We start from the raw sequence: 13,074 nt of genomic DNA on the forward strand, positions 1-13,074 counted from the left end.
ATGGAGCGGATCTTCAGGCTGGCTAAAAGCTTGTACCTGGCGGTGTTCACGATAGTCGCCTATCGAGCCATGCGCCGCGAACAAGGCGACCGGTCGAATGAGCGGTCGCCCGGATCCATCAAGATCGTCTGCCGGTACGGCTTGAAGAATGGCCTGACGAACGGAGCCCTCTACAACGGTCTGGCGCTGGAGACACTCGGATACGAGGTGGAGCAGCCCGACGTCACGTTGGCGATGCGAAATCCGTTCAAAAGAATCTTCTGCAAGAAAGGCGGCCTGTTCGTGTTCCATTGTGCGGCACCGCAGTTCCTGCTGCTCGCCTGGCCGCTGCGGCGCCTCCTGCGCAGCGGGAAGCTGATTGGTTATTTCGCGTGGGAACTTGCTGAACCGCCTGGGAACTGGCCGAAATACGAAGACCTTTGGGACGAGATCTGGACGCCGAGCCGGTTTTCGGCGCAGAGCCTGGCCAAGCTGTATGCCTGTCCGATTCGTGTCGTGCCTCATGTGTTGTTGAAGAACCGTAGCCCACGGCGATGGCGCAAGGATGAAGAGCCTTTGACCTTCCTGACCATGGCCGATGCGCGCTCAAGTCTTGCGCGTAAAAATCCGCGCGCCGTTGTTGCTGCGTTTCTTGAGGCCTTCCCGACCGAAGACGACGTGTCGCTTGTGATCAAGCTTCAGGCCAACCCGTCGTCCGAAGAAGTGAACGTGCTTCTCGCTGAAGTGGAGGGTGACGCGCGGGTCCGGGTCATCCAGGAGACGATGACGCGAACCGACGTCGACCGGTTGTTTTCGGGCGCCCACGTGTATGTTTCGCTGCACCGCGCCGAGGGGTTTGGGTTGCCGCTTCTGGAAGCTCGCCTGTTCGGACTGGCGACGCTCGCTACCGCCTGGTCGGGCAACCTCGATTTCATGAGCGAAGAGAACAGCGTCCTGATTCCCTACGAGCTCGCCACCATGCGCGACGAAGGTGGCGTCTACGGAGAGGTGACGTGGGCGAACCCCGATGTGGGTGCTGCAGCGCTTGCCATGCGCCGGTTTTATGAGGACCCGGCGCATCTCGCCGAGGTCGCAAAGGCCGGCTGGGAGGCCAGCAGTCCCGAGCGACAATTGGCTCGCCTCGCCGAGGCCCTGAGGACGCCTCCTCTCGACCCGCTCGCACTGAACGTAGCGGCGTGATGCAGACGAGACAGCGAGCGGATGTTGACGGCGCGGAGGTGTCGAGTTGAATCAGCTTGAACGGGTTGTGTGCGTCGTGTCGAGCGTCGCCGCGATGGCTTGCGGATCGGCCGCAGCCGCGGATCAGACCATGAGTGTGGACAGATTCGTAGAGGGCATTGCGGTCAACACCCACATCCATTACACGGACGGCGCCTACGCCAATGTGAAGAACGTGAAGGACGATCTGGTCTGGCTCGGCGTGCGCCATGTTCGGGATGCGGCGCCTGGAGGCGCGGCGCCCCTGTCTGCGTATGCCGACCTGGCCAGTGCCGGTATCCGGTTCGATTTTATCGTCCGGGAGGAGACGGCCCGCTCGCTCGCGCAGATCAAGGCCGTCGCGACGGCGTCGCCCGGCAGCGTCGACGCAGTGGAGGGATATAACGAAATCGATAACTGGCCGATCGCCTATGACGGTCTTAAAGGCGACGCGGCAGGTCTGGCGGCGCAGAAGGCAATCTATGCCTTTGTGCATGGCGATGCCGCCTTGAGCGGCGTTGCAGTCTACGACCTGACCGGATACGACCTCGCGTCGGTCACGACCCGAACCGGCTCGGCCGACTACGCCAATGTGCATGTGTATCCGCAGAACGGAGCGCAGCCCGGCTACACCGCCAACGCCGACTCATGGATAAAAAAGGGCACCCGGGCCATTCAGGGATTTGCTCTGCCGTTGGTCATCACCGAGTTCGGCTATTTCACCTTGCCGCAGAGCGGCTGGTACCAGATTGGCGTTGATGAGGATAGCCAGGCAAAGGGCATCCTGAACGGCCTGTTCGATGCGGCTATCTCGGGGGTGTCCAGAACCTACCTCTACGAACTGCTGGATGAAAAGCCGGACCCGCGCCAGGTCGACGCGGGTATGCACTACGGTTTGTTCACGTTCGACAACCGGGCGAAACCGGCTGCAATCGCGCTGCACAATCTCGTGGCGATATTGAAGGCAAACGGCAATACCGCCTCGAACCAGATGGACGAGGAGGGCAGGCGTTTTACCGTTTCGGATCTGCCGCCCTCCGGCAGAAGTGTGTACCTGCGCAAGGCCGACGGAACATCCATCCTCGCCTTGTGGAACGAAGTGCCGTTTTGGGACCGGGCCAGCGGGAAACCGGCGCTCTCGATGTCCGCACCGGTTCGTGTCGATCTGGGCGGCATGGCTGCGCGCGTGGACCTCTACGACCCGACGCGCGGCACGGCGCCCTGTCAAACGGAGCGCAACGTGAAACAGCTCCGGGTCGACGTTCCCGACCACCCCGTCTTGCTGGAAGTGACCTTCCCGAACTAGCTGCGGATCTTTTACGCATTGCCCACGGTCAGACAGCGGCAAGACCGTTGGTATATGCTGTCACCTCGCGTCGCCAACCGGCACAACCGGAACCACCGGAGCCCCACGAACGACGCCGGCTTTAGTTTTTCTATTGCCTTGCCATCAAATAAACCTATTTCCGCCTTAACTTCCCAGACACTACCATTGAAGCCCATTGCACGAAGTCGAGGCGCAGCCGGGTAGCTGAGCGCTCACGATCACAGGAGGAAGCACATGTCGACCGAAGCGAAATGTCCGTTCAACCACACCTCCGGCGACGGTACGTCGAACCGGGACTGGTGGCCTAAACAACTGAATCTGAAACTCCTGCATCAGCACTCGTCGCTGTCGGATCCGATGGGCGAGGGCTTCAACTACACCGAAGAATTCAACAGTCTCGACCTCGCCGCCGTGAAGAAGGACCTGCTGGCGGTGATGACCGACTCGCAGCCCTGGTGGCCGGCGGACTTCGGTCACTACGGGCCGTTTTTTATCCGTATGGCATGGCACAGCGCCGGCACGTATCGCACCGGCGACGGCCGCGGCGGCGCCGGTGCCGGCCAGCAGCGTTTCGCGCCGCTCAATAGCTGGCCCGACAACGTCAGCCTCGACAAGGCCCGCCGGCTGATCTGGCCGGTCAAGCAGAAGTACGGCCGCAAGATCTCGTGGGCCGATCTGATCATTCTCACCGGCAACGTCGCGCTGGAATCGATGGGCTTCAAGACCTTTGGATTCGCCGGCGGCCGCCCGGACGTCTGGGAGCCGGAAGAAGACGTCTACTGGGGCACCGAAACCACGTGGCTGGGCGGCGACAAACGCTATTCGGGCGTGCGCGACCTCGAAAACCCGCTCGCTGCCGTGCAGATGGGCCTGATCTACGTCAACCCGGAAGGCCCGAACGGCAACCCGGATCCGCTCGCGGCCGCGGTGGACATTCGCGAGACCTTTGCGCGCATGGCCATGAACGACGAAGAGACGGTCGCGCTGATCGCGGGTGGTCACACCTTCGGCAAGACCCATGGCGCCGGTCCTGCGACCCACGTGGGACCGGAACCGGAAGCGGCGCCCATCGAGCAGCAGGGCCTCGGCTGGAAGAGCAGCTTCGGCACGGGCTCGGGCGGCGACGCCATCTCCAGCGGCCTGGAAGTCACGTGGACCAGCACGCCGACGCAGTGGGGCGGCGAGTTCTTCAAGAACCTGTTCGGCTACGAATGGGAGCTGACGAAGAGCCCGGCCGGCGCGCATCAATGGAAGCCGAAGGGCGAGGCAGGAGCTGGGGCGATCCCGGATGCGCACGACGCCTCGAAGCGCCATGCGCCCTCCATGCTGACAACGGATCTCTCGCTACGCTTCGATCCCGCTTACGAGAAAATTTCAAGGCGCTTCTACGAGCATCCGGAGCAGTTCGCCGATGCGTTTGCGCGGGCGTGGTTCAAATTGACGCACCGCGACATGGGTCCGCGCGCCCGTTATCTCGGCCCGGAAGTGCCGGCCGAAGAACTGATCTGGCAAGACCCGATTCCCGCGGTCGATCATGCACTGGTCGACGCGCAGGACGTTGCCGCGCTCAAGGCGAAGATTCTGGCGTCGGGGCTGTCGGTCTCGCAACTGGTGTCGACGGCGTGGGCGTCGGCTTCCACCTTCCGTGGCTCGGACAAGCGTGGCGGCGCAGACGGTGCGCGCATTCGCCTCGCGCCGCAGAAGGACTGGGAGGTCAACCAGCCGGCTCAACTGGCGACGGTGCTGGAAACGCTCGAACGGATTCAGCGCGAATTCAACGGTGCGCAGTCCGGCGGCAAGAAGATTTCGCTTGCCGATCTGATCGTGCTGGCGGGCAGCGCGGGTGTCGAGCAGGCCGCGAAAAACGCCGGTCATAACGTCACGGTGCCGTTCGCACCGGGCCGCATGGATGCGTCGCAGGCGCAAACCGATGTGGACGCTTTCGCCGTACTCGAACCGATCGCCGATGGCTTCCGCAACTACCTCAAGGGACCGCTCGCCGTGTCGGCCGAGGCCTTGCTGGTGGACAAGGCGCAACTGTTGACGCTGACCGGGCCGGAACTGACCGCGCTGGTGGGCGGCCTGCGCGTGCTCAATACCAACTATGGGCAGAGCCAGCACGGTGTGTTGACTCAACGTCCGCAAGCGCTGACCAACGACTTCTTCATCAACCTGCTCGACATGGGCACGGAGTGGAAGCCGGTGTCGGAGGCCAAGGACGTGTTCGAAGGCCATGATCGCGCGACCGGCAAAGTGAAGTGGACCGGCACGCGTGTCGATCTGATCTTCGGCTCGCACTCGCAACTGCGGGCGCTCGCCGAAGTCTATGGCAGCGCGGATGCACAGGAAAAGTTTGTGCATGACTTCGTCGCGGCCTGGGTCAAGGTGATGAATCTCGATCGCTTCGATCTTGCCTGAGCGCAGACGCCGGACCTTGAAGGTTTGAGGTTGCAGCAGAACGGACGAACGGCCGGTCGCGAGACCGGCCGTTTTTCGTTCGCGCGTTTTTGCTGACCGCATGAGCCGATAACGCAAACGCTATCGGCTCATGCGGTTTCGACATTGGAGCCGCGCCGTCCCCATCCGTACACTTGTCGTTCAGTGCCTGCAGAAGAGCAGCGTGTCGCGCAACGCAACCGCATGCACGACACCCACGACAACGATGAATGGCCGCCACAGGCCATCTGGACGGAGACACACGTTGGACAAAGACACCTTTGCCGCATCGGCTGCGGCGGCGCAGCCCGCCCGCTTCAATTACCGCTGGCATGTCCTGCTCTGGCTGCTGGTAGGCGGCATCATCAACTACATGGACCGCGCCAGCCTGTCGATCGCCGCGCCCGGCATGATTCACGAACTCGGCCTGACGCGCACGCAGATCGGGCTGCTCGGCAGCGTGTTCGCGTGGACCTATGCCGTGATGCAATTGCCGGCGGGCTGGGTGATCGACCGTTTCGGCGCCAGGCGGGCCTACGCGCTCGGCATGATCTGGTGGAGCGTCGCCACGTGGCTGACCGGCGTGGTCGGTTCGATCTCCGCCTTGCTGGTGATGCGCGCCCTGCTCGCGGTGGGCGAGGCGCCGTGCTGGCCGACCTCGGCGAAAATCACCGCCGCATGGTTCCCTGCCAAGGAACGCGGCTTTGCGACGGGCGTATGGGATTCGTCGTCGAAGTGGGGGCCGGCGCTCGCGCCCGCCATGCTCGTCGCGCTGATGATCGCGTTCGGCTGGCGTTCGCTGTTTCATGTGACGGGCGCGGTCGGCATCGCGTTTGCCTTGCTGTTCCTGCTGCTGTATCGCAACCCGGTGGACAGCAAACGCCTCTCGAAGGAAGAGTTCGCCTATATCGAAGCGGGCGGCGGCGGTCACGAACGCTCGCTGACCACCTCGACGCTGCGCTGGCGCTCGCTGTTCACCCGGCGCAGCGTGTGGGGCATGATTCTCGGCTACTTCTGCACGATCTGGCTGTGGAATATCTTCCTCGTGTTCTTGCCGCTGTATCTGCTCGACCGTTTTCACATCTCGTTCACGCAGCTTGGCGTGGTGGCGGGCATTCCCTGGGCTGGCGGCGCGATCGGCGAAATCGCGGTCGGTTATCTGGCGAAGAAGATGGTCGATCGCCAGCTTGCCTCGCCGATCGACGCCAAGCGGTTGTTGATTGCGTGCTGCGCGGCCGGCGCGGCGGTGTGCGCGATCGCGCTGCCGTTCACCCAGGCGCTCAGCGTGACGCTCGTGCTGTTCACCGTGGGCCTCGCCTTCATTGCCGCCGTGGTCGGTTCGGCATGGGCGCTGGCGGCGGATATCGCGCCGTCGTCGATGGTGGCGTCGGTGAGTGCGATACAAAATTTCGGCGGCTATTTCGGTGGGGCATTTTCGCCCGTCGTGGCGGGCTTTATCGTCGACCGCACGGGTTCCTATGCGCTCGCCTTTATCTCGGGCGGCATCATCGCCGGATGCGCGGCGCTGTTCTACTGGTTCATGGCCCGTCAACCGATCCGCGAGGATGCCGCGGCGCCGGCTGGCTGACGCAGGCGAGTACAGGCAAAGGCGGGCAAAGGCGGGCAAAGGCGGACGCAAGCACGGGCAAACGCGCGCGGGCATCGGCATTCACTCAACGACCTCCGCGTCGTTTATGCTTCTGCTTGCCCCTTTCCACTGGAGATCCGTTTTGCCCAACTGGCCGCGCCTGGTCCTGATGAGCGTCCTCATCCTTTTCCTGCCGGTCTCCGCTCACGCGGAGCGATGCTGGCTGGTCGGGTGCGCCGGCAACATCGGCTACCTCTACATTCCCGACAGTCAAATCGCCCTGCAGCAGGACACCGGCTTTGTCACGGTCAACTCGGTTCGCTACAAGGTGGATCCGGCGGGCAAGCTTCTGCGCGAATACGGACTGCCGGCGCTCGGCTCTGTGATTACGCTCAATAGTTCGGCGGTGCTGCTGCCGTACAAGGCGATGGGCGACGCGTCCGTTCTCAAGGAGATCGCCCGCTGGCCGTACGACTACGACGCGCAAGCGAAAACCGCGTCGCTCTACCAGTACAGGATCGACGAAGCGCTCGGCAGTGCCATGCGTGGCGGCGCGACGCTCCAGGTGCTGGGTTATGTCGGCGATCGCGCCTGGGGCTATTCGCATCTGTTTGCGCTCGTCATGGTGAAGTCCGACTGAATGCCGCGGCGAAGTGCTTCGCCGCACTCGCCGCCGATATGGTTTATCTATCGGTGTCATAGGTAAGCCCGTCTTCCACTGCGAATTCACGCTCCGCCATCCGCATCCGCCGGTCTTCATGGCACGCCTGGAGCTTCGCGCCTTCCCACATGCATTTCGCGACGCCTGCCGCCGACTGGTCGCAAACGGCTGGAGAGCAGGGCGCCGATGCGCGAATATTCGTCTGTCGCAAGAAATTGAGGTCCGGCTCCAGCCAGCAAGGGGCTGCCAAAGGTGACCACCAGACTTTAGACGGTTTCGAAAAAAGCCTGGAATAAACCCTAAGGCCTCGTGTTCGCCCTGATGTAGACGCAGTACGGGGCGCGCAGTGAAAAGCCGGAACCGGACTGTTTATCCCCAGCCAGAAGACGGTTTCCACCGTCAGGTTAATTTAATTTTATTAAGGAATCTTAATCATGTCGAAAATGCTCGCAGGTCTCGCTCTCGCCGCTGTCACCCTTGGCGCTCCGGTTCTCAGCTTCGCCCAGTCGAATGCGCCTCTCACGCGTGCAGAAGTGCGTGCCGATCTGGTTCGTGTCGAACAGGCCGGCTACACCCCGTCTGCTAACGACCTGAACTACCCGGCCGACATCCAGGCCGCTGAAGCGAAGATCGCTGCGCAGGACGATTCGCAACTGACCAGCCAGGCAGTCGGCGGCGTCGCCCCGAACGGTAGCTCGGCATCGGGCACGGCATCGCATACGGCGATGCGCACCAGCGCCGGCTGTGTCGGTCCGGTCAGCTTCTGCAACATCTTCTTCGGTAGCTAAGTGATGCACGAGGGGGTCTGCGCCACGCGTTGTCTTGTGTGGGACCCCCAATCGTTCCTGTTGCAGAGGTAGACGGCTTGATAGACGAGTGCGCCGCGCAATCCTGTGTGGTTACCGGTCAAGCCAGCTACTTTTTGAATTTCACCCCCTTTCCCGTTTGATGGAGTTTCACCGTGAAGATCTCGCCTATCGCCGCATCGATTCTTTCCTTGTCCGCTTGCCTGTTCGCATCCACTGGTGCGATGGCGCAGGATACTCAGTCTGCTGCCGCCCCGATCAAAAACATCGTGCTGGTACACGGCGCATGGGTGGATGGTGCGGGCTGGAAGCCGGTCTACGACATCCTCACCAAAGACGGCTACCACGTCACCATGGTGCAGGAACCGTTGACCTCGCTGGACGACGACGTCGCCGCCACCAAACGCGTGATCGACCTGCAGGACGGCCCGGCCATTCTCGTGGCGCACAGCTACGGCGGCTCGATCATCACCGAAGCCGGTGTCGATCCGAAGGTGGCCGGCCTGGTGTATGTCGCGGCGCATGCGCCGGCTGTCGGCGAAGACGAGTCGGACCTGGGCAAGCAATACCCGAGCTACACCTCGAAGCAGCCGGGCGCCATCAAGAAGACCGACGACGGCTACACGTATCTGAATCCGGCGGATTTCCCGAAGGATTTCGCGGCCGACCTGCCGGTCAAGCAAGCGCAGTTCGAAGCGCAGTCGCAGATCCTGACGGCAGCGAAGGTCTTCTCGCAACCGATGTCGGTCGCGGCGTGGACCACCAAGCCGAGCTGGGGCATCGTGGCCGCCGACGACAAGATCATCAACCCGGATCTCGAACGCTTCTACTACCAGCGCGCGCATAGCCACACCACGGTGCTGGCCGGCGCGAGCCACTCGGTCTACGAATCGCGTCCGAAGGAAGTGGCGGCAGTGATCGAAGACGCGGCGAAGCACGCGCAACAGTAATACGCCGAAGAGTGGTCAAGGGCGCGCCCGTGGAGAAGGGCGCGTTCGTGTGACGGCCCGGAACCGGGGGCCGACGCATCGGCATGCCGGAAGTGAGCGGGCGGTTCGAGCGCAGTCCTGAGCAGACCAGTACCGTTAATACTAGTATGTCTGCTGGACTGGATGCGGAGCGTGCTACCCCGTAGCATCGCCCATGGCCGTCCCAGCGCAACGGAAACAACCGAAGCAACCTGAGGCAACACCGAACGTTGCGCCGGACCATGCAGCGGCTCGCGCTCCGTGAATGCCGCCAGAGGTCCATTGATCCACGGCCACCGTCTACTCCGGATCGAAACATGGCGAACCCGCAAGAAAGCGTCGCACAAGCCTCCACGCCGCCGTCGCAAGACGGCGCGACTCATTGGAAGCGCAACCTGTTTGTCTGCGTCTTCGGCTCGTTTACCACCATCGTGGCGATGACCTTGCTGCTGCCGTTTCTGCCGCTCTACGTGGAAGAACTGGGCGTCAAGAACCACGCGGCGATCGTGCAGTGGTCCGGTGTCGCGTACGGCGCGACTTTTCTGTCCGCCGCGTTCACCGCGCCGTTGTGGGGTAAGCTCGGCGACCGTTACGGCCGCAAGTTGATGCTGATTCGCGCCAGCCTTGGCATGGCCGTCGCCATGTCGCTGATCGGCATGGCGCACAACGTCTGGCAACTGGTGGCATTGCGCCTGCTCGCGGGGCTGCTCGGCGGCTACGCGTCGGGGTCCACCGTGCTGGTCGCCACCCAGACGCCGAAGGCGCGCTGCGGTTGGGCGCTGGGCATTTTGTCGTCGGGGATCATGGCCGGCAATCTCGCGGGGCCTCTGATTGGCGGTTCGTTGCCGCCGCTCATCGGCGTGCGGGCCACTTTTTTCGCAGCCGGCGCATTCATTTTCATCGCGTTTCTCGCCACGGCGTTCCTGCTCAAGGAAGATCCGCACCGCGTCGTGAAGAAGCGCGACGCGCAGCACGTCGATTGGCAAGCCATCCCGGACCGACGGCCGATCGTCGCCATGCTCGTCACCGGCGCGCTGCTGATGGTGGCGAACATGTCCATCGAACCGATCATCACCGTGTTCGTCGCGCAGATCGTCGAGGTGCGCCAGGTGACCTTCGTGGCGGGGCTCGTCATGTCCGCGGCGGCGCTCGGCAGCATCCTCTCGGCGTCGCGTCTCGGACGGCTGGCCGACCGGATCGGTCATTGGAATGTGATCGTCGGCTGTCTGGCGGCCTCGGCCGTGCTGCTGATTCCGCAAGCGTTCGTGACGGCGGGCTGGCAACTTGTCGCGCTGAGATTTCTCATGGGCATGGCGCTCGGCGGTCTCTTGCCGTGTGTCGCCAGTGTCATCCGGCACAGCGTGCCGCAGCACATCGCCGGGAAAATGCTCGGCTATTCCACCTCCTCCCAGTACGCCGGTCAGGTGCTCGGCCCGTTGCTGGGCGGTTTTGTTGGCGGACACTTCGGCATGCGCGCGGTGTTCCTCGGGACCTGTGTGCTGATGGCGATCGGCGCGATCTACAACCATATCAACCGGAGCGTGGTCGGCCGCAGCAGCGTCGCGCTTTAAGCGTCGAACGACAGGCTGCGCCGACGGTTTTCACGCTGTGCCGGCAATGCCCCCTCCCTGAAATCTCACCGCATCGTCTCGGACTGCTTAATTCAACTGATGCGGCGGCAAACCTGCTCACGGAGAGTGAACAGGTTTGCCGCCACTGCTTCTTGAAATAGCGTGCGCCATGTGCTTTTATAAGATCTAACTCACATACTTTGAACGGCGTGTGAGCCGGGGACTTCGCAAAATAGCGTATCAACGCCATCGTATTGCTAATCGTAAGCATCTAAGAACGACTCGCCAATAAGGATGAGGTTAGCCAATGAGTACGATAAACAAGGGGATATCCGTTGTTGCGTGCGTGCTTCTGTCCGGATGCGGAACGTTGCTGTCCGGGTTGAATGCGGCCAGTTCGAATCTGGTCAGCGCCGAGCCGTTGAAGATAGACCAGACGGCCCTTCAGACGGCGGAGGTGTGCACGGATACGGGTGCGAGTACTTGCCGAAAGAATTTCATTCGAGGCGTGGTGCTCGATTCGATGATGAAGTGTCAGAAATTCGCCAATCAGCTGGTACTGACCGAAAATACGGTGAATACCTCGGGCGATATAGCGACGACCATCCTGACCGCGCTAGGCACGGTCTTTACGCCGATAACGACGATTCATGCCATGACCGCCGGCGCGACCGTGGTGAGCGGCAGCAAGTCCGCCATCAACGCCAATATCTACGCCAAGGCGTCGATCAGCAGCATGCAGTCGGCACTTGATAAGGTGTACACACAACCGATGCTCGCGTATATCACCGCCCTGAAGAATGCGGGCAGCGACTCCGCCATCGACGTGGGAAGCGAAGTGCTGAATGTGCAAATGCTCCATGGGAATTGCGCGCTTGCCGAGGCGGAGATTTTCATCAACGGGACAGTGAGCAGTGCCTCGCCCCAGACCGTCAACCTCGTACCTGGCGTGATGCCCGCATCGGGCGTTCAGGCCGCCGCAGCGGCAGGCGGATGACGCGATGAAGCAACCGATACGACCAACCGACTCTGACCAATCCGAGACTCCATGAACGCAATCGCACCGGGCGGAACACCCATTGAACATGTGTTTGTGCTGATGCTGGAGAACCGGTCGTTCGATCATCTGTTTGCGCTGTCGGGCATACCGGGTATCGTCGCGGCGACTTCCGGCAATACCAACAGCTATAACGGCACGACCTACGCGTTCGGCGGCGGGGCGCCCGACCCCATGCCCACCGACCCCGGACACGAGTTCACGGACGTACTCGAACAGCTTTGCGGCGCGGGCGTGCCGTTCACCAAAGGCGCGGCGTATCCGCCTGTCCTGAACGGCGGCTTCGCCTCGAACTACGCGACGAGCCACACGGAAGGCGCGCCGCCGCCGGCGGCCAGCGTGGGCGCGATCATGCAGGGCGTCGACACCGCCGCGCAGTCGCCTGCCATGTACCGGTTGGCGACTGAATTCGCGCTATGCGACGGCTGGCGTGCGTCGCTGCCTGGTCCGACCTGGCCGAACCGGTTTTTCCTGCACGGCGCGTCCTCGGCCGGCCTGGACCATTCGCCGACCTCAGCGGAGATGGCGGCATGGGAGCCTTTGGGTGGCTTCGCCTACCCGAACGGTTCCATCTTCGACGCACTGGGCAAAGGCAACTACCGTCTCTATCAGGACGACTCGGGCCTGCTGTGTGGACGGGTGCCGCAAGTGGCGTCTATCAAGGGCATTGGTTTCTTCGACGTCGACGGCCTGTCGCACTTCGGGGCCGACCTCAACGCCGGCTACACCGCCCGCTACACCTTCATCGAACCTTCCTATGGGAACATCGTCCAGAGTACCTACGAGGGCGGTACCTCGCAGCATCCCATGGACCGTCTGGCGGCCGGCGACCAGCTCGTGGCCCGCGTCTACAACGCGATCCGCAATTCGCCGTTGTGGCAGAGCAGCCTGCTCGTGATCCTGTACGACGAGCATGGCGGCTTTTACGACTCCGTCGAACCCGGCGAAGCAGCGCGGCCGAACGACAACGCGCCTGCGACGCTGAACGCGAATGGATTCCTGTTCGACGTCTACGGCGTGCGCGTCCCGGCCATCGTGGTGTCGCCGTGGGTCAGGCAAGGCGTGATCGACCATACCGTGTACGACCATAGCTCCGTGCTCGCGACTCTCGAGCGCCTGTTCGACATCCCGCCACTGACCGACCGCGACCGTAACGCGACGGACCTGCTGTCGCTGATTTCGACGACTTGCCGCGTCGACTGCCCGGAGACCCTCTGACCATGGCCCGACAAATCCCACCGGATAACCGCCATCTCCGCGACAACGAGCCTTTGCGCGACGGCACCAGCCTGATGGCCTTCCTGCACGTGCTGAAAAAAGCCCATATCGAGCTGGATGGCCACGCTCAGGCCCATCAGCGTTTCCAGCGGGTGACGACACGCGGCGAAGCGCGGCAATACATCGAGGACCTGATGCCGCCACTGCTGGCCGAGCGTGACCGGCAAAGACGGGCGCGGCGCTAG

Annotated in this window: 11 protein-coding genes; all 11 read left to right on the forward strand. The window is 62.7% G+C overall.

The genetic code is table 11. The features are described from left to right. Window positions 1-1,179: a glycosyltransferase gene (locus P3T42_RS01460; protein WP_429304961.1), complete on the forward strand. Its 1,179-nt coding sequence runs from the start codon at window positions 1-3 to the stop codon at window positions 1,177-1,179. Window positions 1,180-1,225: 46 nt separating this feature from the next. Continuing rightward, window positions 1,226-2,503, forward strand: coding sequence for a calcium-binding protein (locus P3T42_RS01465; RefSeq protein ID WP_429304962.1), 1,278 nt, complete (start codon window positions 1,226-1,228; stop codon window positions 2,501-2,503). Between the two features lie 255 nt (window positions 2,504-2,758). Continuing rightward, window positions 2,759-4,942: a catalase/peroxidase HPI gene (katG, locus tag P3T42_RS01470; RefSeq protein ID WP_429304963.1), complete on the forward strand. Its 2,184-nt coding sequence runs from the start codon at window positions 2,759-2,761 to the stop codon at window positions 4,940-4,942. Between the two features lie 283 nt (window positions 4,943-5,225). Next, entirely contained in the window at window positions 5,226-6,548 is a 1,323-nt protein-coding gene (locus tag P3T42_RS01475) for an MFS transporter (RefSeq protein ID WP_074299158.1), read from the forward strand. 169 nt (window positions 6,549-6,717) lie between these two features. Beyond that, on the forward strand, window positions 6,718-7,188 hold the full coding sequence (locus tag P3T42_RS01480) for a hypothetical protein (protein WP_429304964.1): 471 nt from the start codon (window positions 6,718-6,720) through the stop codon (window positions 7,186-7,188). A 455-nt stretch (window positions 7,189-7,643) separates the two neighbouring features. Further along, complete coding sequence (locus tag P3T42_RS01485; RefSeq protein ID WP_074299154.1) at window positions 7,644-7,997, forward strand: DUF4148 domain-containing protein; 354 nt, start codon at window positions 7,644-7,646, stop codon at window positions 7,995-7,997. A gap of 242 nt (window positions 7,998-8,239) precedes the next feature. After that, window positions 8,240-8,965: an alpha/beta fold hydrolase gene (locus P3T42_RS01490; RefSeq protein WP_429305248.1), complete on the forward strand. Its 726-nt coding sequence runs from the start codon at window positions 8,240-8,242 to the stop codon at window positions 8,963-8,965. Between the two features lie 335 nt (window positions 8,966-9,300). Further along, the gene (locus P3T42_RS01495) at window positions 9,301-10,554 is read left to right on the forward strand and encodes an MFS transporter (protein WP_429304965.1); all 1,254 of its coding nucleotides are present in this window, start codon (window positions 9,301-9,303) and stop codon (window positions 10,552-10,554) included. A 511-nt stretch (window positions 10,555-11,065) separates the two neighbouring features. Continuing rightward, a complete protein-coding gene (locus tag P3T42_RS01500) occupies window positions 11,066-11,551 on the forward strand; it encodes a hypothetical protein (protein WP_429304966.1) in 486 nt (161 codons plus the stop codon). Window positions 11,552-11,602: 51 nt separating this feature from the next. Further along, window positions 11,603-12,829, forward strand: coding sequence for an alkaline phosphatase family protein (locus P3T42_RS01505; RefSeq protein WP_429304967.1), 1,227 nt, complete (start codon window positions 11,603-11,605; stop codon window positions 12,827-12,829). A 2-nt stretch (window positions 12,830-12,831) separates the two neighbouring features. Next, entirely contained in the window at window positions 12,832-13,074 is a 243-nt protein-coding gene (locus P3T42_RS01510) for a hypothetical protein (RefSeq protein ID WP_074299146.1), read from the forward strand.

The organism is Paraburkholderia sp. GAS38 (assembly GCF_050434965.1).
GTDB lineage: Bacteria > Pseudomonadota > Gammaproteobacteria > Burkholderiales > Burkholderiaceae > Paraburkholderia > Paraburkholderia phenazinium_A.